Raw genomic sequence first — 24,844 nt, 5'->3', positions numbered from 1 at the left:
AGCACTCCTCTCGGCAGGCCGGGACGCGACGACGCTACCCCGGCCTGCCGGAGGTCACCGGCTCACCAGTTCTCGACCGACTTCGTGAGGATGTCGGCGATGTCGTCCTCGGTGGGGGTGCGCGGGCAGGTCGCCAGGAGCCGCTGCTGCTTCATCGTGCCGGGCACCAGGTCCGGCACGTCCGACTCGGTGTACCCGACGCCGCCGATCCCGTTGGGGATGCCGATGTCGCGCATCAGGTCGATCAGCACCGACGGCAGCTGCTCACGCTGGTCGTTCAGCCGGTCCGCGCGCGGGGCCATCAGCTCGGCCGCCTTGAGGTGCCGGTCCGGTGCGGAGTCGAAGGAGAACCGGAACGCCTCCGGCGCGGTCAGCGACACCGACATGCCGTGCGGCACCATCGGCTCGTCCTGCGGGTAGCCGGCCGGCGTGAAGTCCTTGACCATCCCGGCGATCGGGTAGGCGTTGGCGTGCGGGATGTGCACGCCGGAGTTGCCGAACCCCATCCCGGCGAACGTCGCCGCCATCATCATGTTCGAGCGGGCCTCCAGGTCGTCGGCGCCGCGGTGCACGGCGTCCCGGAAGGACTGTGCGAGCAGCGTCATCGACTTCTCGCACCAGAGGTCCGAGACCGGGTTCGAGCCGCAGTAGGTGACCCGCTCCTCGGGCTTCTTCCGGTCGAACGTCGTGTACCAGCGCGCCGTGTAGGACTCCAGCGCGTGGCAGACGATGTCCATCCCGGACGCGGCGGTGACCTCCGGCGGCAGCGACATCGTGACCAGCGGGTCGATCACGGCCAGGGTCGGGCGCAGCCGCCAGTGGCTGATCCCGGTCTTGACCTTCATCGACAGGATGTCCAGCACGCACATCGCGGTGGACTCCGAGCCGGTACCGGCCGTCGTCGGGACGGCGATCAGCGGCTTGAGCGGGCCCTCGGGCACCTTCGCGTTGCCGATCGGCTTGTTGATGAAGTCCATCAGCTCGCCGGGGCCGCTGGTCAGCAGGTTGATCGCCTTGGCGGTGTCGATCGCGGACCCGCCGCCGACGGCGACGAAGCCGTCCCACGGGCCCTGGGCGCGGGCGTACTCGGTGGCCTTGACCATCGAGTCGTCGGTCGGCTCGACGTGGACGCCGTCGAAGATCTCGGAACCGATGCCGTAGCGCTGCAGGGACTCGGCGATGCGCTCGGGGATGCCGAGCAGGCGCACACCGGGGTCGGTCACGATGAGGACCCGGCCCGCCCCGTAGCCGGTCATCTCGAAACCGATCTCGTCGATCGAGCCGGCACCGAACTTCAGGGGCGGCGCGCCCCAGGTGAAGATCGTCTCCTCGGTGAGGTCGACATTCGGGATCGTCATGGACGCGTCCTCCAGGGTCCGACACGGCAACGGGTGGAACTCCGCGGCCGAGTCTGCCCCGTCGATCAGGAGATGCGCATCCCTTCACGGTCGCCGGTCCCCGCCGGGACCGGCCGGGCCCACTCGACGAGCCCGGCGCCCAGCCCGGTCAGCAGCATCGCGACCACGCCGGTCGGCCAGAAGATGTGCGAGGTCTGGAACGGGATCGCCGCACCGATCAGCAGCACCGCCCCCGGCAGGACCGCCCACCCGGCCCGGCGGAACAGCAGCCCCGCCACGCAGACCGTCGCGACCAGGTACGACGCCGTCCCGATGTAGGAGAGCCGGTCGCCGAGCGCGATCAGCTCGATGATCGACTGCTGCCCGCGGCCCTCGGTCTCCAGCACCAGCCCGGCCGCGATCCCGGCCAGGCAGTCGAGCGCGGTGTAGAAGCACCCGAACAGGTACGCCCCGATCTTCCCGATCCAGGCGACCGGCCCGGTCTCCTGGCGCAGCAGCACCCACAGGGCCACGCCGAGCAGCGGGAACACCGGGACCAGCGGGACGTGCGCGGTCCACCACTCGTTCGCCGTCGTCAGGTCGAGCCCGCGCGGGTGGTGGTAGCCGGCGAGCGCGAGCAGCAGGCCGGGGAGGGCGACGAGGACGATCATCAGCGTGCGGCGCACGGCGGAACTCCGTTGCTCGGGGTCGGGCGGCCCTCGCAGACTCGCAGCGTGCCCGCCACCCCGCGCGACGAGCGGGCGCCGAGGGCGCGGCCTGCTGGAGCCGGAGCGCGGACTCTAGGCTGCCGATCATGCCCGTCTCCGAGACCTTCGATCCCGACGCCTGGCGGCCGGTGGAGGGGTTCTCCTTCACCGACATCACCTACCACCGTGCGGTGGCCACCGGGGCGGTGCGGATCGCGTTCGACCGGCCCGAGGTCCTCAACGCGTTCCGCCCCGGCACCGTCGACGAGCTGTTCACCGCTCTGGAGCACGCCCGGACCAGCGCCGACGTCGGCGCCGTGCTGCTGACCGGGAACGGGCCCTCCCCCAAGGACGGCAAGCGCGCCTTCTGCTCCGGCGGGGACCAGCGCATCCGCGGCCGCACCGGCTACCAGTACGCCGACGGCGACACCGCCGACACCGTGCAGGCCGGGCGGGCGGGGCGGCTGCACATCCTGGAGTGCCAGCGCCTGATCCGGTTCATGCCCAAGGTCGTCATCGCCGTGGTCAACGGCTGGGCCGCCGGTGGCGGGCACTCGCTGCACGCGGTCGCCGACCTGACCCTGGCCTCGGCGGAGCACGCCCGGTTCAAGCAGACCGACGCCGACGTCGGCTCGTTCGACGGCGGCTACGGCTCGGCGTACCTGGCCAAGCAGGTCGGGCAGAAGTTCGCCCGGGAGATCTTCTTCCTGGGCCGGACCTACTCGGCCGAGCAGATGCACCGGATGGGCGCGGTCAACGAGGTCGTCCCGCACGCCGAGCTGGAGACCACCGCGCTGCAGTGGGCCAGTGAGATCAACGGCAAGTCCCCGACCGCGCAGCGGATGCTGAAGTACGCGTTCAACCTCGCCGACGACGGCCTGGTCGGCCAGCAGCTGTTCGCCGGGGAGGCGACCCGGCTGGCGTACATGACCGACGAGGCGGTCGAGGGCCGGGACTCGTTCCTGCAGAAGCGGGACCCGGACTGGTCACCGTTCCCCTGGCACTACTAACGGCAAGCAGCGCACCGGCGCTGAGCAGCGTGAACATGACGGCGTAGATCATCCGGGCAGCACCTGGGCAGCACGAGCCTCCGCGGGCAGCGGCCCGGGCTGCCCGGACCACGCTCCGTCGACGGCCTTGCGGGTCCGGTCCTCCGAGTCCGGCATCAGGTGGCCGTACGTCGTCAGCACGAGCGTCGCGTCCTCGTGACCGAGCCGCTCTGCGACCGCGAGCACGCTCTCGCCGGCGGCGAGCAGGATCGACGCGTAGTGGTGGCGTAGGTCGTGGCTCGTCGTGCTGGCGGGCAGGTCGGTTCGCCGGACGGCTCGGCCGAACACGTTGCGGCTGACGTACTCCTGCAGCAGCGGCCGTCCCTCGGCGGTGTGGAAGATCAGCCCGTCAGCGGCCGGCCCGTACTCCGCGAGATGCTCGGCCAGCGCCACCCCGACGACGTTAGGGAGCGGGATCGTGCGCCGGCTCCGAGGCGTCTTGGGTGGGACGCGGTCCCGCGTCCGACGGTCGATCTGGTGCTCAACGCGGGCCGTGCGGCGCAGGAAGTCGACGTCGACCACGCGCAGCGCGAGCAGCTCGCCGATGCGCAGCCCGAGGCCGGCCTGCGCGAGGACCAGAGCGCGGTGCCGGGCGGGTACCGCTTCGGCGAGCGTGCGGACCTGGTCGACGGTCAGCGGGACGATGCGGTCCGGCTCGTGCCGAGGCAGCGTGATCCGAACGAACGGGCTGCGGGCGATGCGGTGGTCGTCGACGGCCGCTCGGAAGACCGAGCGGACGAACTTGACCAGTGCGCGCAGCGTCGTCGGCGCCATCGCGGCAGACCGGTCGGTGACCCAGGACTGGACATCCGACGGGCGGACCGCTGTGAGCCGCCGCGGCCCGAGCGTTGTGCCCTCGATGTGGTTCCGCACGTAGCCGTCGACCCGCTCCAGGGTGCCGGGCTTGTAGGGCCGGGTGGCGATGTAGGCGCGGGCGGCCTCGGCGACGGTCGTCCGGTCCGTGAGGTCTACCCACGCTCCACGCTGGGCGGCAGCCTCGAGCTCGACGAGCCGGCGCTTCGCCATGTCCTTCGTGTCGTACGTGCCGCCGTCGCGCTCGCGGCCGTCGACCCGCACCTTGACCTGCCAGCGGCGCCCCTTGCCTACGCGGGCAGGGTCGCGCCAGCGGTCGCGGATGTAGCCCATGTCAGCTGCTCCGCTCTTCGGGCTGGCCGACGTCTCCGTCGAGGTCCCACAGCACCGATACGCCCAGCTCTGCGGCTCGCTTCGATGCGACCGTGAAGTCGACTCCCGGGATCGTCGGCACCGCGCCGTCGGCGACGACCGACTTCTGCGTGAGACCAAGAACGGCAACCTGGAGCTTCTCCAGCGCGTCGCGGTGGCGCTCGTCATCGCGAGCCTTCGCACGCTCTTGAGCCTCCGCGCTCGGCCAGCTGACGTGCTGCTCCCAGCGTTCGAGCTCGGCCAGGGCGTCAACGACGTCGGCGCCGAGCTGGATGAGCAACGACGACGACGGGTAGTTGTTCAAGTCGCTGTCCGCGATCCGCTGGCGACCAGCTAGCCAGAGCAGCGCCGACCATGCGTCGGACGACGTTCCTGCCGCTACGGGGACTTCTTCTCCTGCTCGCGGGTCCGCGATGAGCAGGATCGGCGGCACATCGAGCGCAAGTCCGAGAGCCAGCAGTTCCGACACCGTGACGTTGCTACGCCGTCCGGTCTCAAGTTTCGCCACGGTCGTGCGGTTCCAGGCGACACCGAGATCGATCATCCGGTCGGCCAGGTCGGCGCCGGAGAGCCGTGCGTGCTCGCGGAGCGTCCGCACCCGGCGAGCGATGACCGCCGTGACCGCGTCCGCTCTCGATTCCATGCGGGCATCAAACCTGATCCCGATTGACAACACAACCCCCGCGCACCATGCTTCGTCACTGATGCCACATCGACACCGGTGTGATGCTCATTGAGAATCGGAGATGGCGAGATGGCCGAGTTGAGCCTCCTGACCGTGGATGAGGTGTGTGCGGTCCTCCGCGTCGAGCGGAAGACCCTCCTGAACTGGCGAGCGAAGGGCTACGGGCCGACCGGTTTCCGGCTCGGGCGCGCGGTCGTGTTCGACCGCGACGAGGTGATGCGCTGGATCGAGGAGCAGCGGTCGGCAGACCGCATCTCCGACCGCGCCAGCTGACCGCGATGAAGCGCACTCCCCGCGGCCGTCCGAACCGTTCCCGCGGGCGACCGGCGCTGCTACCGTTCGCAAGCACATCGGCCGCGGCTGGCCGCTCGTGGGTCATGGTCAATCCAGCCGCCTCAGGCCGGCACCGGCAGACAGCCACGCCCCGGTGCCCTCATCGAGCATGCTCGGAGGGCACCCCCGTGAGTACCCCGTCTGTCGTCGCACGTCGACGCGCAGCCCGCGCCCGGCTCGGCGGGCTGACCCGCCACCATCCCGACCGCGTCGATCAGCTGCGCGCCACCCGTGCCGAGTTCTTCGGGCTCCGCCTCGAAGAGCAGATCCGGCATGCACTCGTCGCCGATCCACCGCTGACGAGCAGCGACCGCGAGCGCCTGGCCGAGCTGCTGCTCGCCGGTCCCGAGATGGAGGCCGCGGCAGGATGAGCACAGATGAGAGCGCCCGCCCCGGGGTCCGAGCCGGGACGGGCGCGAACTGCAACATCCAGCTGGCCGGCGGGACGCCCTCGGATGGTAGCGACCTGGTCGAGCCTCAGACCAGCACACATCGCAGGTCGGTTCAGGTACCTCGCGGGCGGCGCTGATGGGCGTCCGGCTGCTGTCCTACGTCCTCGACGCCATGCCTCAAGAGGCCACGCTCGGCGATCGGCTCGTGATGTTCGTACTTGCGGAACAAGCGCGTGACAGCACGCGGCTCTGCTGGCCGGGCACGGACACGCTCACGACTCGAACCGGCATGTCCGAGGGAAGCATCCGGCGCTCCGTCCGTCGGCTCATCACCTTCGGGATCTTGGAGCGGGTCGCCAGCGGCACCGACCGGAACGGCACCACGGTCTACGCGCACCGCGGTCATCGGACGACGTTCAGGATCGTGACCGGCCCGGAGAAGGCGGACCGAGCGGACCGCCTTTCGACCGGCGCCGAGGACGACGAAAGGCGGTCCCGTGAGACCGCCATTGCCTCGCAGAAGGCGGACCCAGGGGACCGCCTTCGCGACGAGAAAGGCGGTCCCGTCGGACCGGAAAGGCGGTCCCGTGAGACCGCCAAACCCGGAGAAAGGCGGACCCGTGGGACCGCCCTTCCGTCAGAAGTTCATCCCGTCAGGGAACCGTCATCCGCGCGCGCAGCTCCCGAGCACCGCGCAGTCGTGCGAAGCGTCCTCGAAGAACGGACGGGGAAGAGCATCTCCGACGACTACGCCGACGCAGTCGTGCGCGAGGTCCTCGACGGCCGCGCGCCGAAGTCGCCTGAGCGCTACCTACGCGCGGCCTTGGAGCGCGAGCTGCGCCCCGAGCGATGGCTCGAGACCCCCATTCCACCCCGCTACGAACGACCCGCGTAGGAGCCACCCACCATGCCCAGCCAGACCGACCGGCCCCCGGCCCCGAACTTCGTCGGGACCTACCCCCTCGCCGGCGGCGTCATCGGCCCCGCCTGGCGCGCCGCCTGGTCGCTGATCACCAGCAACCCAGACTCCTGGCTCACCTCGGCCGAGCTCGTCGAGCACATGCTCCGGGCCGCGCCCCTCGCCGAGAAGACCGCACGGAACCTGCTGCGCCTCGCACGCCGAGACGGCCACCTCGAAGTCGAGTACGTCCGCGTCCCCGGAATGCACCACCGAGCCACCAGATACCGCCTCGCGGCTCGAACCGAGGCGAGCTGCCATCCATGAACCTCACCGACTGCACCGTGTTCTGGACCAGCGACCTTGACCCCCTGGTGTGCGGCCGATGCGCCGCCACCCTCGACAGCCACGGCCCCCGCCTCGGTCCCGCCCAGGCCGGCGCACTGTGCCCGGACTGCCTGCGCACCGAGCCACGCCTCATCCAGGAGCTCGCCGACATCGTCAGCAGCATCGGCCTCGCCGCCTTGCTCTGCGACGCAGACCAGCTCGCTGACCTCGGCACGACCATCACGGCCGCCACTCAGGCCATCGTCGCGGAACAGCAGGAGAACCCGGACCGATGACCACGACCCGCGTGACCGCGCCCCCTCGTCCCGCCACGACCAGGACAAGGCGCCGCGAAGTGCACCCCCAGCAGCAACACCGCACCCGCTCGGAGGACGAGGCGCCTCCCCGCTCGCGCTGCCTCAGGTACCCACCCGCCACGATCGGAGCCCCCGCGTGCCACCTCCCGCTCCCCCTCGCGACACGCTGCTCCCCGCCATCCTCGGGCCCGACCTCCCGGAAGCCGCCTGCACAGGCCGGTGGGAGCTCTTCGACCCGCCCCACGCCGGCGAACCCCCCGATGACCTGGACTACCGCCGGCACCGCGCCCGCACCATCTGCCAGCGCTGCCCCGCCCTCACCGCCTGCGAGCTCACCGCCGACGACTTCGCAGCACAGCGAGGCAGCCACGGCTTCGTACTCGCAGGTCGCACAGTCGCCGGCAAGCACTGGTGAGCACCAGCACCAGCAGCCCGACGCCGACACCACGTCACCGCACGCACGCACCCCATCGCCCGACCGGCACCGGCCCGCCCCGGCCCCCGCCCTGCCCGCCTACCACCCACTGCCACCCAGCCCACACGGTCGCAGCGACGAGCAGCGACGAGCTCGCAGCGACGATCATCGATCGATCGATCTCGCGATCATCAGCGCACACGAAGTGGTCGACTTCGAGATCGACGTCCATGACGCTCTGACCTGCGGGAGTAGGGGGGCGGGTAGGCATCGTGGCTGGTCAGAGGCCCCTGACCCCGCTCCCAAGCTCGAAATTTTCTTCCGAGGGCCGATTCCGGAAGTCTGGATCATGGTCACCGGTGCGTCGTGAGGCTGCCGTCGGGGGTGTTGATCGCGGGCCCGGTGTTGCGGCCACTTTCGTTGATCTTGCGCGCCGCGGCCCGGTCCGGAGCGTTCGACGAATTGCTCCCTGACCAGCGGAACGAGGTCCTGCTGCTCATCGGCGAGCTGGAGGAGAGTGCCGCAACGGCCATGATCAACGAAAGCGCGAAACCTGTCCCTGACCGATCTGTGCCAGCCTCTGCCCCGCGTCAGGCGATGCGGGTCCAGGAGGTGAGCGAGTTGCTCGGGGTATCCGAACAGCGGGTCCGGCAGCTCGCTCCCTCTCTGGGCGGGGTGCGAGGACCTGACGGGTCGTGGCTGCTGGATCGTGACGAGGTGCTCGCCGAGCGCCGCAAGCGGAGGGGTGCGGCGTGATGGACACGAAGCGGGTCGGTGCACTGCGGGTGAAGTCCGAGGCCCGCGGCGAGGTCGAGGCAGTGTTCGCGACGCTCGGGGTCCGCGACCTGGACGGCGACGTGACGATTCCGGGGGCCTTCACGGAGGGCCAGGAGGTGCGCATCTCGGCCTATGGGCACTCGTCGTGGGACGGCGCGCTGCCGGTGGGTCGCGGCCGGATCACGGTGCGCGGGAACCAAGCCGTGATGGCCGGCAAGTTCTTCCTCGACACCGAGGCCGGGCGCGACACGTTCGCGGTGGTCAAGCACATGGGCGAGTTGCAGGAGTGGTCCTACGGCTTCGACGTGGTCGACTCCGAGTTCGGCGATCATGCGGGCCAGCGGGTCCGGTTCTTGCGCCGGCTGAGCGTGCACGAGGTGTCCCCGGTGCTGCTCGGCGCCGCTGGTCCGGGACGGACACGGACCCTGGTCGCGAAGAGCGCAGCGCGGGACCATCTGTCTCCCGGTGATCGCGCGGAGCTGCGCGCGATCGCGCAGCTGCACGAGGTCCGTGCGATCCGGGAGGCCGCTCATCGGCGCGACGCGGATCTGCGATTCCGGCGCGAGCAGCTGGCCGAGGCGGTCCGGGCCGGCGAGCTGATCCCCTACAGCGAGGATCTCGTGCGGCGGCCCCCGCTCGCGACGTTCGCGCCGGCCTGGGCGGGAGCTCGGTGGGCGGTGACTGAGCTGGGGGTGCACGTGGATCCGCAGATCCGGTGGTTCTCGCCGGAGCCGGCCGAGCTGTCTGCTGTGTCCGGCGATGATCACGTCGTGGCCTACGCCGAGCAGCCGCTGCTTGGGTTCTGCCGGCCGAACGCGGACTGGACGGTGTGGCTGCGTTCGGATCTGCCGTCTCGCCGGGCCTGGGCGGTCGCGGCGCACGAGGTCGCGCATCTGGCCGGGCACGACGAGCCCGGTGCTGTCCTGTTCGAGGCGAAGGCGGCCGCGGCGTACCCGGGGCCCGTGGAGGTGGCTCGGTGGCTCTGGCGATGAACAACGGACCCGGACGCGGGTGGGGCCGGCGGCTGCTCGGCGGCGCCGCCGCCGAGCGAGAAATGCTGCAGCTGGCCGCCGTGCCGCAGCCGGATGAAGCTGATCCGGAGGAGATCGAGCGGGCGCGCGCGGCCGAGGAGAAGCGCCGGCAGGACGAGGTGCGGCGGAAGGCCGAGGAGGCCGAGTACGCGGAGAACCGGGCGAGGATCGAGGCGGCCGGCCGCGAGGTGGACGCACTCCTCGAGCGGTTCACTGCTGCCGAGGGTGTCTGGCATCGGGCTGCGAAGCGGTACGGCGAGGCACATCAGGCGTGGGCGTTCCCTCCTCCCGGCCCGAAGTCGCGGTCGGAGATGCGGAGACTCCGCCGCGAGCTCGAAGCTGCGGAGGGCGAGTACGAGCAGGCCCAGGCGGCCAAGACGCGGACCGAGGAGCCACTTGTCGCCGCTCGTGCTCGGCGTCTCCACCTCCAGATGAACTTGCCGGTCGGGCATCAGGTGAGTCGGGCCGAGCGGTTGATCGCGCCGCCGTCCGGAGCGAAGGCCTGCACGTGTCCGTGCGAGTGCGGCGAACGCACTCCGTACGTCCCGCCGAAGCACCGATGAGGAGAACAGCGATGACCCCGGACGAGTACCTGAGCAGCGACTTCGATCCGCGCGACGGCCTGGTCGACGACCCGATCGGTGCTACCCGCCGCGACACTGACCCCTCCGGTCTGGCGGACCGGTTCAACGAGGGGCCGGATCCGCTGTTCGGCCTGCCTCGCGGCCGCTGACCATCCATCCTCTGAACGCCTTCGACTGATCATCGGAGGAAGTGCCGGCACCGGGACCCGCGAACCCGGGCCGGCGCGTACTTCGCGGAGAAGAGTCGCGAGGTGCGCACGTGGCCAGCCGGGAACTTAGATTCGACGTCTCCGCCCTCGATCAGGCGTCGAAGGTCTTCGTCAAGATGGCGAGCGCCGTCGACCGGTTCGAGCGCCGCCTCGACAAGCTCGACGGGAAGACCGTCGACGCCCAGGTCGACGTCGACACCCGCCGCGCCGAGGACAAGGTCGGCCGGTTCGCCACCGACCTGCGCCGGCGCGTGCAGAACGCCGTCGACTCGATCCCCCCGATCGACATCGACGCGAACAGCACCGAGGCCGACCGGAAGCTCGCCGACGTCCGTCGGCGGATGCAGGAGCTGCGCGACGTCCGCATCGGGATCGACCTGTCCGCGGACGAGGCGATCCGCCGCTCCCGCGACCTGCAGCGCGAGCTGGAGGAGATCTCGCGCTCCGACCCGCGGGTCGACGTCCGGGCGAACACCGACGCGGCCGCGCGGGACCTGGCCGAGATCAACCGCGAGGTCGACCGGCTCGACGGCCGCGAGGCGGTCGTGCGGGTCCGCACCGACGGGTCGATCCTCGACTCGACGCGGCACATCACCCGCCTCGGCGCGGCCATGCGGGCCATCGCGATCCCGTCCGCGATCCTCGTCGGCACCCCGGCGCTGGTGTCCCTCGGCGGGGCTGCGGCGTCCGCGGCCAGCTCCCTGCTGCTGCTCCCCGCAGCAGGGAACGCCGCCGGCCTCGCGGTCGGCACCCTCGTCACGGCCTTCCAGGGCTTCGGTGAGGCCGTCGGGGACGACCCGGAGAAGGCCGCCGAGGCGCTGGCGAAGCTCACCCCGGCCGCCCGCTCGGCCGCGACCGAGATCAACCGGATGAAGCCGGCCCTGGCCGACATCCGGAAGTCGGTGCAGGAGACGTTCTTCGCCGGCCTCGGCCCCCGGATCGGGGAGCTCGGCTCGAAGTACCTGCCGATCGTGTCCGCGGCCACGACCCGCGTCGCCGGACAGTTCAACGTCGCCGGCGACCAGGTCCTGCAGTTCCTCAACCACGCCCACACCGTCGGCCAGGTCCGCGAGTCGTTCACCTCGCTGGGCACTGTGATCGGGAACCTGACCCCGACGATCCTGCCGCTCACCTCGGTGCTGACCGACGTCGGCACGGTCGGCGCGAAGGTCCTCGCCGACATCACCGGTGGCGCCGAGGGCGCGGCGACGAGCTTCGCGAACATGGTCAGCCGGGCCCGGGAGTCCGGGGCGATGGAGGCCTCGATCCGGCGCGGCCTCGACGAGCTCAAGCGGTTCGGGACCGTCGCCGGGAACGTCGGCGGAATCGTCAGCGCGATGTACCGGGCCGGGCAGGTCTCGGGCAACGACTTCCTCGGCACGTTGGTCAACATCACCGGCCGGATGCGGGATTTCCTGTCGTCCGCGCAGGGCCAGACCGCGATGGTCGGGATCTTCACCGGCGTCAACCAGGCCGTCACCGCGCTCACCCCGGGCCTGGAGGCGGTCGGCCGGGCCATCGGGCAGATCGCGACGAACAAGGCCACCAGCGGCGCGCTGACGGCGATGGCGACGGCGTTCTCCGACCTGCTGGTCGCGGCCGCACCGACCGCCGTGGCGATCAGCCGCGTCGTGTCCGCCGGCATCCAGCCCCTGGCCGGGGCGCTGAGCTTCCTCGCCCCGGTGATCGGCCCGGTCGTCGGCGGCCTGCTCGCGATGAAGGCCGCGAGCTCGACGCTGAACTTCCTCGCCGCCGCGACCGGCCTGAAGACCCTCGGTTCGGCCGCGGTGTCGATGACCGGGAACCTGCGCGGCGCGGCTACTGCAGCGACGACCGTCGGGACGAACGCCGGTACCGCGGCGGCGAGCACCGGCCGGGCGGCGACGGCGTTCGGCCGGGTGCAGACGGTCGCCGGGAAGCTCGGGAACGCGCTGCCGCTGGTCGGTCTGGCGTTCATCGCCGCGGACACCGCGGTCCAGGCGACGACGGTCTCCCTGGACGAGGCAGTCGACGCGCACAACCGCGGCGGGGCGGCCGCCGACGAGATGCGCCGCAAGGTCGAGGAGCAGACCCACGCCTTCGGCGGGAATCAGAACGCCGTCGAGCTGGCCGCGAACAAGGCCGCCGACTGGATCAGGTCGACGCTGTTCGGTGTCGCGACGGTCGACACCTACAACGCCGCCATCGAAGAGCAGAACCGGGTCATGCACGAGTCGGTCGGCGCGACCGGTATCGCCCGGTCGTCCTTCGACCAGATCAAGGGCTCGATGGACCAGTCGAAGGAGGCGGCGCAGGGCGTCACCGACTCCCTCGCGCTGATCGGCCCGGCGATGGCCGGGATCAAGGACGGTGTCGCTCCGACGAAGGAGATGGATACCGCGCTGAAGGGCGTCGCGACGGCAGCCGGTGAGGCGGCGCAGAAGGCCGGCGAGTCCGCGGCGAAGCTCGGCGGTGTCGACGCAGGCGCGAAGGCCGCGGCCAGCTCGATGCAGACCAGCCGCGACGCGTTCATCCAGACCGCGACCGGCGCCGGGATGACCGAGAAGGCCGCCGGGGAGCTGGCCGACAAGCTCGGCATGATCCCGAAGACCGCCGAGACGAACTTCCGCACGAACGCGGCCACCACCGCGCTCGAGGTCCAGCAGGTCGCGGACAAGCTGCGCGACGTCCCGGTCGGGAAGTCGGTCACGGTCAACGCGATGACCGACGGCGCGAAGGCCGCACTGACCGGTCTCGGCATCCAGGTCGAGACCATGAAGGACGGCACGGTCAAGGTCACCGCGGACACCGCGCAGGCCCAGGCCAACATGGCCGCGTTCATCAACGGGACCCGCGACCAGCGCGCCGAAGTCCAGATCGACGGGCAGACCGCGCCCGCGGCGACCGCGCTGCAGAACGTGCTGCAGCTGGTCGCGTCCGGGCGCGAGCGGATCAACATCGACGGCAACGACCAGCCCGCCCGCGGCGTCCTGTCGCACCTGCTCGGCATGGTGCAGGGCAAGAACGTGAAGATCGAGATCGGCGGGAACGCGGTCCCGGCCGAGCAGGTCGTGAACGGGCTGATCCAGGCGATCGACACGAAGTCGCCGACCGTCGACATCGGCGGCAACAAGATCCCGTTCGACCAGGTCATGTCCTCGCTGGCGGCGAACACCGGCACGCCGGTCGTGAAGGACATCAACGGCAACGCGCAGCCGCTGCTCAACGTCCACGGCACGGCCCTCGGGGCGATCACGGCCCCGGCCACGAAGCCGCTCGTCGGTGACCCGGCCGGGATCCTCGGCGCGAACGACACCGCCACCGGCGCCATCCAGACCCCGGCGATCAAGCCGATCGAGGGCAGCGCCGGCGCCGCGCTGGCGGCCGCGCAGGACGTGCACAACAAGGCCAGCGCGCCCGCGACCAAGCCGATGGGCGGCAACAACACCGGTGGGCTCTCGGCAAACGAGCTGCTCACCGGTGCCGTGCAGACCCCGGCGACCAAGCCGATCGGCGGCAACAACGCCGGCGGCGTCGCCTCGAATCAGGCGCTGAAGCAGCAGGTCGAATCGCAGGCCACGAAGCCGATCAACGGCAACAACGCCGGCGGCATGGGCCAGAACCAATCGCTGGTCGGCGCGGTGCAGGCCCCGGCGACGAAGCCGGTCAACGCGAACACCGGCGGCGCGATCTCCTCGATCAACGCTCTGCGCACCCTCGCCTCCGCCGCGGTGACCATGACGGTCAACGTCGTGAAGAGCTTCCTCAACGCCGAGGGCGGCATCGTCCCGATGGAGCAGGGCGGCGTCATCCCGATGGCGGACGGCGGCGGGCCAGCGATGCCGAAGTCGTTCGGCGGGAACCGGCTCAACCCGATGTCGACGACCGCGCAGATCGTGCGCCCGCAGACGTGGCGAGTCGTCGGCGACCGGGCCCAGGGCGACGAGGCGTACATCCCGCTGGTCCCGTCGTCCACGCGGTCGAAGGCGATCCTGAAGGTGGCCGCCGGTCGCATGGGGTACGACCTGGTCCCGGCCGGGAGCATCAGCACCGCGGCGTCGCTGCGCGGGCCCGGGGTCGCGTCCTCGGTCCCGCAGCTCGCCGACATCCGGGCCCGCGTCCAGGCCGCCGTCATCGCCCGCTCGACCGGGTCAACGACAGTGCAGCTGCCTCAGCTCGGCGCGCTGCTCGCCGTCATGAGCCACGTCGACCAGCGGCTGCAGCAACTCCGCGGCGACGTCGTGGCGGCCGGCCGCACAGCTTCGCCCAGCCCCGATGTCGTCGAGGCCCTCGAAGGTCTCGCCGCGGTGCTGCCTCGCATGACCTCGACATCCCGCTCGGCCGGCGTGCGTGATCTCGGCGAGATCGGCGGCTGGTGACGAGCCCGACGTTAGTTCCCCCGGGCGGCGAGCTCTTGCGAGACGAGCTGCAGCACATGTTCCGGCCCAGCGCCCGGACGCCCGGACGCCTGCGCCAACAGCTCCGCAAGGTGCAGCCCCAGGTTGCTGAGTCCGGCGAGGACGGGCAACCGCTGCTCCTCGGGTACATCGACAAGGCGCCGGAAGAACTCCTCGTCGGACAGCACGAGCGCGCTCATCACGAGCTCGATGGCCATCCGCATGCTGTCCCCGGCCGAGCTCGGGGTGTCTTGCAGAGCCATTCGTTCAGCCTCCAATGCCTCCGCCGTGCCCGTCTCGACCGCGTGGCGCCCGCCGCTATGTGTGCTTCAGCTGGCTCGGCCAGATCTCGTGCAGCGGATCCCACCACAGCACGTAGAACCGCTCACCCTTCCTGAACCCGAACAACCGGCCCGTCCCACTAACCCTGATCCTGCTGATCTGGGTCTCGTCGTCGTACTCCAGCGTGACGAGGCGTCGTACTGCCTCAGCGTTCGGTAGGGCGTCGATCTGGTAGTCGACCCCTAGGCCCCCGCCACTGGTGTTGAAGACCTCTCGGACGGTCATCGACTCGACACTGGCGATCCGCTGGAGCAGAGCGACGTGATCATCCGGAGTGATGCGGCTCAAGCACCACGGGCCCTCGACGTCCGCCTTCCCGAGCTGGACGACGACCTTCCCCTCCGTGTTCCCCGGGTTGAACGTGCGCTCCCGCCGCGGGGTCGGGATGCCGCCCGGCTTCGCGTCGGAGGCCATCCGAGGCCGTTGACGGTTGTCGACCGCCGCCTTCTTCCTCGGCGGCTTGTTCCTCTGGCTCACAGCTCGTCAGCGTTGGAGCTCGTCAGCCCGTCGTAGTACTCGAACATCGAGTCCAGCGAGATCACGGCGTTCCCGCGCTCACGGTCTGCGAGGCCTTCCTGCTCGCGAGCGAGTCGCCACGGGTCCTCGGCGTGGGTGAGCTCGCTGAGCCAGTGCGCTGACTTGTCGCCGTAGGCGTCGAGAACGGTCTCGATCGCGAAGCGCTCGTGCTCGTCGAGAGCCTCAGGGTTGCCGCCTCGGATGTCGTCGGGTCCGGAGAGCGTGAACTTCCCACGGTGGAGCTTGTAGAGGTCGTAGACGACTGGGCCGTTCGCCCACGCCTCGACCTCGCTGTCGAACAGCGGGATCTCCCGCCAGACCAGGTGCCAGGCCTGGGAGTAGTAGCAGAGCTTCTGCAGCTTCATGGCTGTCATCCGGCCGCGCTGGGCGAGGATGTAGGCGGCAACGTCTTCGACGCGTGCCATCGATGGCTTCCCTCGCTTCCTAGATCGAACGGCGGGTATGCCCGGGTGTTGTCGCACCCGTAGTTCCTACTGTTACCTGCTCAACGTCTCAGTCCTGTCACGCGGTGACGACTCGAACGGGTGTGTCGCATCACGGCTTCACGACTGTTCGTCACCAACCACCGCGATCGGTGAGTGCCTGGGCGCCAGCCTCGGCGAGCAGCGCGCGCAATCGCTGGACCTCAGATGGCTCCAGGACGACCGTTGGCCCGCCGGCCACGGACAGTCCGACGGTTCCAGACCCGCGGTGGACCTGAGCGACGATGTGTTCGTCGCCCGCGAGAAGGTTCCGCGTCCGCTGGATCCACCGCCGCCGCGGAGTCGTCACGTTCTGCGCATGGGACATCACCGTCGTCACCCTGACGTGGCTGCTCCCCGGAGTGCGGCAGGGCGCGCCGACAGCAACCGATCTCCTCAGCCGAGCGATCAACGGCAGCCGACGCCAGCTGCAGACGCCCGGAGCTAGCACAAGCGCTGTCGATCCCCCTCCAGCTGCTCCCGAGAGGGGGATCGACAGCGATGCGCTTCACACCCGCTAGCCGCTAGCTCGCAGGTCAGAGCGCCGTAGCCCTGCTAGCACCGCTGCTATACCTAGCAGCGAACGGTGCTTGACGTTGGTCGCGAACCAAGCACGGTCGGCCGCGATGCCCCGCCATCGGTCGACTCACGCACACGCCGGCTCACCGAGCTACCCGCGGACGGGCTGGCCCCACCCGGGCGACCTCCTCGGACCACCACCGGGCCGATTCCTCGGCCTCACCGCGCGCGAGCACTACGGCTCGCAGGTAGACGACGTGGACCGCAGCATCGTTGATCGTGGTCCGTTCCAGCACCGCCCACCAGCGAGCCCGCCGGCGGTGAAGGACGGTCATCCGGGCAGCCAGTCCGGCTCGGTCAAGCCGTCCCCGGACGTGCGCGATCCGACCTCGGTCCATCGCCCGGTTGACGCGATCCAGGCCAGCGTCGACCAGCTCGATCGTCAGCACCCGGTCCGGCCCGGTCACGACCGGACCGCCATCACGCCGGCCCGCAGCAGAGCCGCCGCAGCGCGCACCACCGTGCCCGGCGCAACCTCGACCGGGTCGCCGACGTACCGCCCGGATGACCGGTCCACTGCCGCCAGGACCACGGTCCGATGGCCGTCGTCCTCGCGGTCCACCTCAACCACGAGCGCGCGGTCGCGGCCGTCCGGGCGCGCCGGACATGGCAGCGTGACCAGTCGAGTAACGCACCGGTGGTCCGGTCCGACCCACGCACCGCGGCAGTCCGGAAGGCACCGGACCGCCTCCAGCGGCGCGCTCACTGGCTCCGCCCTTCACGACGCCCCGAGCGCTCCGCTCGGCCGTGCCGGTCCGCCGGCTTCCGGACCGCGACCCGGCCTGCAGTCCCAGCCAGCTGTGACCGGGTCAGGTGCTCCACGTACCGCGACGCCGCGGACGCCGACACCGCGCTGTAGCGGCGGGTCATCTCCACCGAGGCGTGCCCCATCAGCTCGGCTTGCCGGAACACATCCTGATCGATCTCGTGATAGTCCGTGCCGAACCGGTGCCGGAGCTGGTGCGCCGTCGCCTGCACGCCGATCCCGCGGAGGAACTTCGCGACGAGCTGCGACACCCGGTCCGGGGTGTGCGGTCCGCCGTCGAGCGGGCGAGCGAACACGTGTCCCGTCGGCCGGGCCTCGAGGAACGGGCGCAGCACCGTCATCAGGTCCGTGCCCGCCGGCACGGTGCGCACGTGCCCACCCTTGCCGGTCACGTGCAGTAGGCCGGTGCCGTCCGCCCGTTCCTCGACGTCGCTGGAGCGCAACCACGCGACCTCACAGCAACGCAGCCCGGAGCAGCCCATCAGGCCGAGCCAGGCGTACATGACCGGGTCGGACATCGCGCAGGCCAGAGCGAGCTGATAGTCCCGGGCCAGCACCGGCCGCGGTGCACGTCGCGGGACCCGGGGCCGCTCCAGCAGCTCGGTCGGATCGTCGCTGCGCACCTTCGGGCGGGCCCGGACCGACAGCCAGCCGTAGAACCCTCTGAGCGCCGACACGTAGCCGTTGACGCCCTCGGCGCTGAGGTCCAGCTGAGCGTGGAAGTCCACGACCTGGTCCTCGCTGGCCTCGGTCAAGGGAGTCGGGTAGAGCCACCTGGCGAAACGCCCGAGCTGGATCTCGCGGACCCGCACCGTGTTCGGACGCCAGCGCAGCCGGACCGCGGACAGGTAGCGGCGAAGGATCTCCTCGTTCTCGCGGCGAACAGCTTCGTCCTGCAGCAGCACCTCGGCATCCCGGGCGGTGAGCCCGTCCGGCACGAGGCAGAGCGTGCCCGGCCGGGCCAGGGTCGGCGCGCTCATCGGACGGCCCCCGCGAGCAACGTGCGCGCCGCGGTCGCGTGCACGGCGGTGATGTACCCGGCGGCGAGCTGTCGGTCGATCCAGGCGTTGATGCCGACACGCAGCTCGTCGACGTCGAGGTGGGCCGCGTCGGCGACCCGGGTCAGGCTGGCGCCGGCGTCAACCGCAGCCAGGGCGAACGACCACCGCGGTTCGAGCGCGGCGGCCGCCAGGCTGCTGCGGGCGTGGAGCAACCGGAGATAGGCCTCTGCTCGCTCGTAGGCGAGGAGCTCATCCTCGGTCAGCCGGAGCCGCTCCTCGCTGTCCTCGAGGTTCTCGACGCGGTCGGTCAGCGTCGGCTTCGGGGCGTTCACGACGCGTCCCGAACGACGCCGACGCCCATCGCGAGCGCGAGGATGTCTTCGGGCGGCGACTGGTCGTGGCCGGCCTCCTGCTCGAGCACGCGGAGCGCGCGGATAATGCGGCGGGACTGGTCGCGGCTCAGCCGGCGGGAGCGCACGGCCGTGATGAGCTCGGTGTATCGAGATGCGGCCGCTCGGCCGCGTGGGGTGGTGTACTCGTACACGGGTCGCCTCCTGGGGCGATCAAGGCCCGGGGTACCGGCGTTGCTGCGCCGGCCCGGGCCGTCTTCATGACGGGCTGAGGTACGTCCGGAAGACCAGGAGGACCACGTGTCCGAGTTGGACACCGCCGGGCCGTGCGTGGGCAGTGCGCGACACGGGCCAGGCGGGAAGAGTCGGGAACGCGAAGAGGCGGGCGGGAACCGAACTCCCGCAGGCCAGCGGGCAGATTCGGAGCGCTCGCGCAGGTCAAGCGCAGTGCCAGGAGAACCGCAGCAGCGGTGCCCCTGGCACTACTGATCACTCCGCCGACGGGCGCGGGTGCGGCACCGGTGCCGGCCGCGCGGCCGCCGGGGCGGCGGGCACCGGGCTGAGGAACGCCAGTGCGGCCAGCTCGCCGGCGGCGGCGCGGTGCCCGGTCGCGGCCGGCCTGCGGCAACGCAGGGAACGCGGGCTGCCGGTCGGGGACGAGCCGGCGGGTGCGCTGTGCGACATGGGGAGCTCCTTCGACCTCCGCGGAGCGGGACGTGGTGCCGCCGCTCTCGTCCGGCCTGTCGTGCGGGAGCGGCGGTCCGTTGCAGCTCCCCTACCTCATTCGTCACATCTGATGAAGGCTCCGTTCGGACGCCACCGACGGTCGCGATCGTCACGGTGGCAGGCTGGTCCCCCATGGACGTGCGTGTGGTCGGGGTGGACGGATCGTCCGAGTCGGTGACGCGCCTGGCCGCGGCGCTGCGCTCCGCGCTCGACGGCGCCGGGCCCGCGGTCCTGCCGGTGCGGGCGGCGCCGGGCGGCGAGCCGCCGCTGCCGGAGCCGGTCGCCAGGGCCGTCGCCGCGGGGGCGCTGCCGGACGGGCTCGCCGCCGTCGTCGCCACCTCGGGATCGACCGGGGAACCGAAGCACGTCGCGCTGACCGGTGACGCGCTACGCGCCTCCGCCGCCGCCACCCACGACCGCCTCGGCGGGCCGGGGGCCTGGTTGCTCGCGCTGCCTGCCGAGCACGTCGCGGGACTGCAGGTGGTCTCGCGGGCCCTGCTGGCCGGGACGGCGTGCGTGGTGCAGGACGTCCGCGAGGGATTCCGGCCCGCCGGGTTCGCCCGGGCCACCGGCCGGATGCGGCACGGCGACCGCCGCTACACGAGCCTCGTCCCGACCCAGCTGGGCCGCGTCCTCGACCACGGCTCCGCCCCGCTGTACGCGCTCGCCGGCTACGACGCCGTGCTGGTCGGCGGGGCCGCGCTCGATCCCGCCCTGCGGGCCCGGGCCGAGGCGGCCGGGATCCGGGTGGTCGCCACCTACGGGATGAGCGAGACCTGCGGCGGGTCGGTCTACGACGGTGTCGCACTGGAGGGTGTATCGGTGACGATCGAGCCCGGTTCCGGACGGGTGGTGCTCGGCGGGGCGGTCGTCGCCGCCGGCTACCTCGGCGCGCCGGACGCCACCGCCGCGTCGTTCGGGCCGGACGGGTTCCGCACCGGCGATCTCGGTGAGCTCGGTCCCGACGGGCGGCTGACCGTGCTCGGCCGGGCGGACGACGTGATCAACACCGGCGGCGAGAAGGTCGCCCCGGCGGCCGTCGAGCGGGCGTTGCTGGCGCTGCCCGGGGTGGGCGGCGCCTGCGTGGTGGGGCTCCCGGACGCGGAGTGGGGCCAGGTCGTGGCCGCGCTGGTGGTGACCACCGACGACGGCGCTCCGCCGGACTCCGCGCTGCAGGACGCCGTGCGTGCGTCGTGCGGCCGGGCCGCGGTCCCGCGGACGATCCGCCGCGCCGCGGCCGTCCCGGAGCGGGGGATCGGGAAGCCCGACCGGGCCGCCGTCGCCAGGCTGTTCGCCCCGGCGAGCTGACCGGGCCGTCGTCCGCCCGGTCCGATCACCCACCGGAATCACCGGTCGCGGAGCGCTACCGAACGCGCCGCGCCGGGTGGAGAGAGAGCCACCCGGTCCAGTGAAACGGACGTACACACCTTGGAGTTGGTTAACGCAGCGTGCGTTGCGCCCCGCCTGTACATCGAGTGTGCTTCAGCCACTGACGACACACGGTCCACAGGGATCACCGGAATCACGGTCGTCACACGAGTCACACGATGCAGCGGGGGTTTGTCGACATGCGCAGGATCACGCGGACCGGGCTGCGGGGTGTCGGTCTGCTCGCCGCCACCGGCGCGCTCTGTGCGGTCGCCGTGGTGCCCGCCGTCGCGGCGGAGCCCGGGGCGAGCTGGCAGCCGGAGCTGTCAGGGGGCAGCGGTCCCGGCGTCGTCGTCGACGACGGCGGCGCCCGGTTCGACCGGGCGACGGCGGTCGGTGCACCGGCCGACGAGAGCAGCGACGCCGAGGCGTCGGCCGACCCGGTCGGCGTCGTGCCGACCGGGCTGCTGACCCTCGAACCGCACACTCTCGACGCCCCCACCCGCGAGGTCGGGTCCACCCTGGTCGCGGACACCCCGCCCGGGTCGTCCGCGACGATGGACGTCCGCGGGCGCAAGCCCGGCGGCGGCTGGACCGAGTGGATCCCGGCCGAGGGCGACCGCGCGGAGCTCCCGGAGACCGTCCGCGAGGTGCAGGGCAGGCTCGTGCTCAGCTCCACCGGGACGGCGTCGCCGTCGGTGCGGGAGGTGACGCTCACGGCCGAGCCCGCCACCGAGTCCGAGGCCGACGCCGAGTCCGGTCCGCAGGCCGAGGCCGCGCCGCGCAGCTACTCGGTGTTCGCGACCCGCGAGGGCCTCGAGGGCGGCACGACGGCCAACGGCCACAAGATCGCGCCGCGGGACCGCTTCGTCGCGCTGCCCTCCCGCCGGGCGCTGTCGGCCAACGGCAAGACCGACTACTCGGTGAAGGTGTGCGCGCCGAACGGCAGGTGCGCCATCGCGCCGGTCTGGGACATCGGGCCGTGGAACACCAAGGACGACTACTGGAACCCCTCGAACGAGCGCCAGATGTGGAAGGACCTGCCGCAGGGCCTCCCGCAGGCCGCGGCCGCCTTCCACGACGGGCACAACGGCGGCAAGGACCAGTTCGACCGCAAGCCCGCCAACCCGGCCGGGATCGACCTCGGCGACGGGATCTTCTGGGACGTCCTCGGCCTGAAGGACAACTCGCAGGTCCAGGTCGACTACCTGTGGACGGGCTCGCAGCGGCTGTCCGCGGTCGAGACCGAGGGCGCGCCGGAGGTGCAGATCCTCGCCCGGCCCGAGGCCGGTGCGGAGTCCGTCGGGATCGCCGTCGACGCGACCGAGGTGCCGGTGCAGTGCACCGAGGGCGACTTCGTGCGGATCGGGGACGAGCAGTACCTGCCGTCGTCGGCGTTCGCGCAGCTCCCGGGTGACGTGCCGGGCTGCGCCGCGGCCCCCGCCGGGCCCGGTGCCGCACCCGGCCCCGCGGACGACGACGCCGCGGCGGCCCCGACCACCCCCGGTACCGCTCCGGCCGACGAGCCGGAGACGCCGGGCACCGCCCCGGCCACCCCGTCGAGCCCCTCCTCGGACACCCCGGACCCGGCCACCCCGTCCGGAACCGCGACGGGCGGGACCTCCACCACGCCGGACGCCGGCGGGGAGCCGGGTGACGAACCGGTCGACGGCCCGGACGACGGCCCGGAGAACGGCTCGGTGCCCGACGGTGACCGCCAGGCCGCCGCGGGGACCGTCCCCGGGTCGGCCCAGCGGGGGCCCTCGGGCACGCGCTGACCCCGCCGTCGCCGGCCGGTGGCCGGGTTCACCCCCGCACCGGCCGCGCTCCGGCGTCGGCCGGAACCGGATCGGGATAGATTCGCCCCGTGGCCACGACGGCAGAGTGGATCGAGGGAGCGCGCCCGCGCACCCTGCCCACCGCGATCTCCCCCGTACTCGTCGGGACCGGCGCCGCGATCGGCGCCGGTGCCGTGGCCCCGGGAGCAGCACTGCTCGCCCTGGTCGTGGCGGTCGCGCTGGTGATCGGGGTCAACTTCGCGAACGACTACTCCGACGGCATCCGCGGCACCGACGACGACCGCGTCGGCCCCCAGCGGCTCGTCGGCTCCCGCGCGGCGGAGCCGGCCACCGTCAAGGCGGCCGCGTTCGCCTGCTTCGGGGTCGCCGCGCTCGCCGGGCTCGCGCTCACCGCGGTGTCCGGACAGTGGTGGCTGATCGCCGTCGGCGCGCTGTGCATCGTCGGGGCCTGGTTCTACACCGGCGGCACCCGCCCGTACGGCTACGCCGGGCTCGGCGAGATCGCGGTCTTCGTCTTCTTCGGACCGGTCGCGGTGCTGGGGACGGCGTTCACCCAGGCCGGCACGGTCGACGCCGCCACCGTCGGGGCCTCGGCCGGTGCGGGCCTGCTGACCTGCGCGGTGCTCGTCGCGAACAACCTGCGTGACATCCCGGGCGACCGGATCGCGGGCAAGCGGACCCTCGCCGTCCGGCTGGGCGACCGCGGCACGCGGCTGCTCTACGTGCTGACGGCGCTGGTGCCCTTCGTGATCGCGGTCGGGGCGGCGTTCGACCGGCCCGGCCTGGTCGTCGCGCTGCTCGCGCTGCCCGCGGCGGTCCGGCCGGTGCGCACGGTGCTCGGCGGCGCGGACGGGCCGGCGTTGATCCCGGTGCTGCGCGACACCGGCCTGCTGCTGCTGGCCTGGGCGGTCGCCGTCGCGGTGGGCCTGGCGATCGGCTGACCGTCCTCAGGACCGGTCGGCGCGCTCCCCGCCCTGGTCGTCCCGCGCCGGGGGCTCGTCGGCGCCGGCCGGCGCGTCCTGCTCCGGAGCGGGCGGCGGCCCGACGTCACCGCGCAGCTGGGCGCGCAGCGACTCGCGCTCCGCGGAGCGCCGGGCCGTCGCCGTGGCGACCGCCCGGTCCAGCCGGGCGCGCAGCCCGCGGAACAGGACCATCGACAGCGGCAGCGCGACGACCAGCGCCACGAGCAAGGCCACCAGCAGCGGGACCCCGGCGAACCCGAGCAGCAGCGCGATGACCGCGACCAGGCCCAGCCGGGCGAACGCGTAGAGCGCCACCGTGGCGGCCGGCCCGGGCTCGCCGGCGCGGGCCCGCGCCGCGGCCTGCGGCGGCGGAGTCGGAGACGTCATGGCCACCAGGGTACGGACCGCCGCGCGACCGGCGAGCGGCCACGGACCCCGGTGGCCGGCGGCGTCGCTCAGCAGGTCCCGATCGGGACGGCGTTGCGCACGGCGCCCAGGTCCGGGTTCGCGAAGAGCGGGGTGTCACCGGGCGTCACGCACTTCTCCTCGGTCGCGTAGGTGTACTCGACCCGGATGCGTTCGTTCCCCGGCGAGCAGTTGAGGTAGTTCGCCTTGTTGTTCGTCGTGTCGTTCTCGAGCGTGGAGTACCCGCACTTGGCCGCCTCCGCGGTGCCCGCACCGGCGACGACGGCGGTTCCCGCGCCCGCCACGACCGCGGACCCGACGGCCAGCGCCGCCACGGTCCCCCCGACGATCCCGCGCAGGCGGCGCCGCATCAGCAGCCTCCCTGCGCGGTCGCACCGGTGATGCCCTCGGAGCCGGTGGCGAGGCCCAGCCGGGTGTCCCCCGGGGTCACGCAGACGGTCGGGGCGGCCCCGTTCGCCTGCTGCACGGCGACCTTCTGGTTGCCGGGCGAGCAGTTGCCCCAGTGACCGATCTGCCGCTGACCCCCGCCGATCGGCGCGCTGATCGGGCCCAGCGCGGCGCTGAACCCGGTCGGGGGCACGTCCTCCAGCTGCCGGCTGTACCCGCACGCGACCGCCTCCGCGTCGGGGGCCGGGCCGAGCGCCCCCACGAACGACGTGACCGCCACGGCGGCCACCCCCAGCACCATCACACGACTCGGTCCACGCACCGTTCTCTCCCTGCCTCGACGTCCTCGGAACCCGCTCCTGCAGCGGGTCCGGCGGGCCGGAGTGTGGTCCGGGGGTCCCGGGAGGGCTCCCGAGCGCGCGCCGGGATCAGGCACCATGGGCGGCGCCACAGGATCGCGTGACGGTGTCCGGAACGGGACACGTTCGCCCGGGCTGTCCGATTGACTCGGATCGTCG

31 protein-coding genes are annotated in these 24,844 nt (G+C 72.1%); 13 read left to right on the top strand and 18 right to left on the bottom strand.

Going from position 1 to position 24,844, the window contains the following annotated elements:
* Positions 1-62 precede the first annotated feature (62 nt).
* Positions 63-1,358: a hydroxyacid-oxoacid transhydrogenase gene (locus PP1_RS20085; protein WP_010231202.1), complete on the bottom strand. Its 1,296-nt coding sequence runs from the start codon at positions 1,356-1,358 to the stop codon at positions 63-65.
* 65 nt (positions 1,359-1,423) lie between these two features.
* On the bottom strand, positions 1,424-2,023 hold the full coding sequence (locus PP1_RS20080; RefSeq protein WP_010231198.1) for a hypothetical protein: 600 nt from the start codon (positions 2,021-2,023) through the stop codon (positions 1,424-1,426).
* A 128-nt stretch (positions 2,024-2,151) separates the two neighbouring features.
* On the opposite strand from PP1_RS20080, the gene PP1_RS20075 reads away from it, so the two are divergent.
* The gene (locus PP1_RS20075; protein WP_010231195.1) at positions 2,152-3,054 is read left to right on the top strand and encodes a 1,4-dihydroxy-2-naphthoyl-CoA synthase; all 903 of its coding nucleotides are present in this window, start codon (positions 2,152-2,154) and stop codon (positions 3,052-3,054) included.
* Positions 3,055-3,102: 48 nt separating this feature from the next.
* Here PP1_RS20075 and PP1_RS20070 read toward each other — a convergent pair whose 3' ends face one another.
* Positions 3,103-4,239: a tyrosine-type recombinase/integrase gene (locus PP1_RS20070; RefSeq protein ID WP_010231192.1), complete on the bottom strand. Its 1,137-nt coding sequence runs from the start codon at positions 4,237-4,239 to the stop codon at positions 3,103-3,105.
* A gap of 1 nt (position 4,240) precedes the next feature.
* Positions 4,241-4,921, bottom strand: coding sequence for a helix-turn-helix domain-containing protein (locus PP1_RS20065; protein ID WP_139323968.1), 681 nt, complete (start codon positions 4,919-4,921; stop codon positions 4,241-4,243).
* A gap of 111 nt (positions 4,922-5,032) precedes the next feature.
* Between PP1_RS20065 and PP1_RS20060 the strand changes: the two genes are divergently transcribed.
* From PP1_RS20060 to PP1_RS20040, 5 genes are all read left to right on the top strand, one after another.
* Positions 5,033-5,236 carry a helix-turn-helix transcriptional regulator gene (locus PP1_RS20060; RefSeq protein ID WP_010231186.1) on the top strand — a complete coding sequence of 68 codons (204 nt, stop codon included), beginning with the start codon at positions 5,033-5,035 and terminating at the stop codon, positions 5,234-5,236.
* Positions 5,237-5,424: 188 nt separating this feature from the next.
* On the top strand, positions 5,425-5,667 hold the full coding sequence (locus PP1_RS20055; RefSeq protein WP_010231184.1) for a hypothetical protein: 243 nt from the start codon (positions 5,425-5,427) through the stop codon (positions 5,665-5,667).
* Positions 5,668-5,824: 157 nt separating this feature from the next.
* The gene (locus PP1_RS20050) at positions 5,825-6,583 is read left to right on the top strand and encodes a helix-turn-helix domain-containing protein (protein WP_010231182.1); all 759 of its coding nucleotides are present in this window, start codon (positions 5,825-5,827) and stop codon (positions 6,581-6,583) included.
* A 12-nt stretch (positions 6,584-6,595) separates the two neighbouring features.
* Positions 6,596-6,913, top strand: coding sequence for a hypothetical protein (locus PP1_RS20045; protein WP_010231179.1), 318 nt, complete (start codon positions 6,596-6,598; stop codon positions 6,911-6,913).
* Positions 6,910-7,209 (top strand): hypothetical protein, encoded by a 300-nt coding sequence (locus PP1_RS20040; protein ID WP_010231175.1) that lies wholly within the window; start codon positions 6,910-6,912, stop codon positions 7,207-7,209. Before PP1_RS20045 ends, PP1_RS20040 begins: the two co-directional genes overlap by 4 nt.
* Before the next feature lie 470 nt (positions 7,210-7,679).
* On the opposite strand, the gene PP1_RS20035 is transcribed toward PP1_RS20040, so the two are convergent.
* Positions 7,680-7,877: a hypothetical protein gene (locus tag PP1_RS20035; RefSeq protein WP_010231172.1), complete on the bottom strand. Its 198-nt coding sequence runs from the start codon at positions 7,875-7,877 to the stop codon at positions 7,680-7,682.
* A gap of 121 nt (positions 7,878-7,998) precedes the next feature.
* Positions 7,999-8,145 (bottom strand): hypothetical protein, encoded by a 147-nt coding sequence (locus PP1_RS20030; protein ID WP_157178969.1) that lies wholly within the window; start codon positions 8,143-8,145, stop codon positions 7,999-8,001.
* A 255-nt stretch (positions 8,146-8,400) separates the two neighbouring features.
* On the opposite strand from PP1_RS20030, the gene PP1_RS20025 reads away from it, so the two are divergent.
* The 4 genes from PP1_RS20025 (at position 8,401) to PP1_RS20010 (ending at position 14,604) form a co-directional block, all read left to right on the top strand.
* Complete coding sequence (locus PP1_RS20025) at positions 8,401-9,414, top strand: HK97 family phage prohead protease (protein ID WP_010231166.1); 1,014 nt, start codon at positions 8,401-8,403, stop codon at positions 9,412-9,414.
* Positions 9,399-10,016, top strand: a complete 618-nt coding sequence (locus PP1_RS20020; protein ID WP_010231163.1) for a hypothetical protein — start codon at positions 9,399-9,401, stop codon at positions 10,014-10,016. The genes PP1_RS20025 and PP1_RS20020 overlap by 16 nt, the downstream gene beginning before the upstream one ends.
* Positions 10,017-10,027: 11 nt before the next feature.
* Positions 10,028-10,186 carry a hypothetical protein gene (locus tag PP1_RS20015; RefSeq protein WP_010231161.1) on the top strand — a complete coding sequence of 53 codons (159 nt, stop codon included), beginning with the start codon at positions 10,028-10,030 and terminating at the stop codon, positions 10,184-10,186.
* A gap of 110 nt (positions 10,187-10,296) precedes the next feature.
* Positions 10,297-14,604 carry a hypothetical protein gene (locus PP1_RS20010; RefSeq protein WP_010231158.1) on the top strand — a complete coding sequence of 1,436 codons (4,308 nt, stop codon included), beginning with the start codon at positions 10,297-10,299 and terminating at the stop codon, positions 14,602-14,604.
* An 11-nt stretch (positions 14,605-14,615) separates the two neighbouring features.
* On the opposite strand, the gene PP1_RS20005 is transcribed toward PP1_RS20010, so the two are convergent.
* From PP1_RS20005 to PP1_RS19965, 9 genes are all read right to left on the bottom strand, one after another.
* On the bottom strand, positions 14,616-14,840 hold the full coding sequence (locus PP1_RS20005) for a hypothetical protein (RefSeq protein ID WP_139323969.1): 225 nt from the start codon (positions 14,838-14,840) through the stop codon (positions 14,616-14,618).
* 100 nt (positions 14,841-14,940) lie between these two features.
* Positions 14,941-15,441 carry a hypothetical protein gene (locus PP1_RS20000; RefSeq protein WP_139323970.1) on the bottom strand — a complete coding sequence of 167 codons (501 nt, stop codon included), beginning with the start codon at positions 15,439-15,441 and terminating at the stop codon, positions 14,941-14,943.
* Positions 15,438-15,905 carry a Panacea domain-containing protein gene (locus PP1_RS19995; protein ID WP_029239589.1) on the bottom strand — a complete coding sequence of 156 codons (468 nt, stop codon included), beginning with the start codon at positions 15,903-15,905 and terminating at the stop codon, positions 15,438-15,440. The genes PP1_RS20000 and PP1_RS19995 overlap by 4 nt, the downstream gene beginning before the upstream one ends.
* Before the next feature lie 719 nt (positions 15,906-16,624).
* Positions 16,625-16,948 (bottom strand): hypothetical protein, encoded by a 324-nt coding sequence (locus tag PP1_RS19990; protein ID WP_010231144.1) that lies wholly within the window; start codon positions 16,946-16,948, stop codon positions 16,625-16,627.
* The gene (locus PP1_RS19985; RefSeq protein ID WP_010231142.1) at positions 16,945-17,103 is read right to left on the bottom strand and encodes a hypothetical protein; all 159 of its coding nucleotides are present in this window, start codon (positions 17,101-17,103) and stop codon (positions 16,945-16,947) included. The genes PP1_RS19990 and PP1_RS19985 overlap by 4 nt, the downstream gene beginning before the upstream one ends.
* Before the next feature lie 140 nt (positions 17,104-17,243).
* Positions 17,244-18,287, bottom strand: coding sequence for a tyrosine-type recombinase/integrase (locus PP1_RS19980; RefSeq protein WP_010231139.1), 1,044 nt, complete (start codon positions 18,285-18,287; stop codon positions 17,244-17,246).
* Positions 18,284-18,640, bottom strand: a complete 357-nt coding sequence (locus PP1_RS19975) for a hypothetical protein (RefSeq protein WP_010231136.1) — start codon at positions 18,638-18,640, stop codon at positions 18,284-18,286. The genes PP1_RS19980 and PP1_RS19975 overlap by 4 nt, the downstream gene beginning before the upstream one ends.
* Positions 18,637-18,852: a hypothetical protein gene (locus tag PP1_RS19970; protein ID WP_010231132.1), complete on the bottom strand. Its 216-nt coding sequence runs from the start codon at positions 18,850-18,852 to the stop codon at positions 18,637-18,639. The genes PP1_RS19975 and PP1_RS19970 overlap by 4 nt, the downstream gene beginning before the upstream one ends.
* A gap of 295 nt (positions 18,853-19,147) precedes the next feature.
* Entirely contained in the window at positions 19,148-19,342 is a 195-nt protein-coding gene (locus PP1_RS19965; RefSeq protein ID WP_060574780.1) for a hypothetical protein, read from the bottom strand.
* Between the two features lie 174 nt (positions 19,343-19,516).
* Here PP1_RS19965 and menE point away from each other — a divergent pair, with 174 nt between their 5' ends.
* From menE to PP1_RS19950, 3 genes are all read left to right on the top strand, one after another.
* The gene (gene menE / locus PP1_RS19960) at positions 19,517-20,692 is read left to right on the top strand and encodes an o-succinylbenzoate--CoA ligase (protein WP_337819675.1); all 1,176 of its coding nucleotides are present in this window, start codon (positions 19,517-19,519) and stop codon (positions 20,690-20,692) included.
* Positions 20,693-20,952: 260 nt separating this feature from the next.
* On the top strand, positions 20,953-22,530 hold the full coding sequence (locus tag PP1_RS19955) for a hypothetical protein (protein ID WP_010231339.1): 1,578 nt from the start codon (positions 20,953-20,955) through the stop codon (positions 22,528-22,530).
* Positions 22,531-22,619: 89 nt separating this feature from the next.
* Positions 22,620-23,492, top strand: a complete 873-nt coding sequence (locus PP1_RS19950; protein WP_060574778.1) for a 1,4-dihydroxy-2-naphthoate polyprenyltransferase — start codon at positions 22,620-22,622, stop codon at positions 23,490-23,492.
* 6 nt (positions 23,493-23,498) lie between these two features.
* Here the strand turns inward: PP1_RS19950 and PP1_RS19945 are convergent, their stop codons facing one another.
* From PP1_RS19945 to PP1_RS19935, 3 genes are all read right to left on the bottom strand, one after another.
* Positions 23,499-23,900: a DUF4229 domain-containing protein gene (locus PP1_RS19945; protein ID WP_083697245.1), complete on the bottom strand. Its 402-nt coding sequence runs from the start codon at positions 23,898-23,900 to the stop codon at positions 23,499-23,501.
* A 68-nt stretch (positions 23,901-23,968) separates the two neighbouring features.
* Complete coding sequence (locus PP1_RS19940) at positions 23,969-24,289, bottom strand: DUF6355 family natural product biosynthesis protein (RefSeq protein WP_010224107.1); 321 nt, start codon at positions 24,287-24,289, stop codon at positions 23,969-23,971.
* A complete protein-coding gene (locus PP1_RS19935; RefSeq protein ID WP_139323971.1) occupies positions 24,289-24,648 on the bottom strand; it encodes a hypothetical protein in 360 nt (119 codons plus the stop codon). Before PP1_RS19935 ends, PP1_RS19940 begins: the two co-directional genes overlap by 1 nt.
* Positions 24,649-24,844: the final 196 nt, after the last annotated feature.

Source organism: Pseudonocardia sp. P1 (assembly GCF_000178675.2).
Classification (GTDB): domain Bacteria; phylum Actinomycetota; class Actinomycetes; order Mycobacteriales; family Pseudonocardiaceae; genus Pseudonocardia.
The sequence above is the reverse complement of the archived record's forward strand: the minus strand, read 5'-3'. Positions and strand labels throughout refer to the sequence as shown.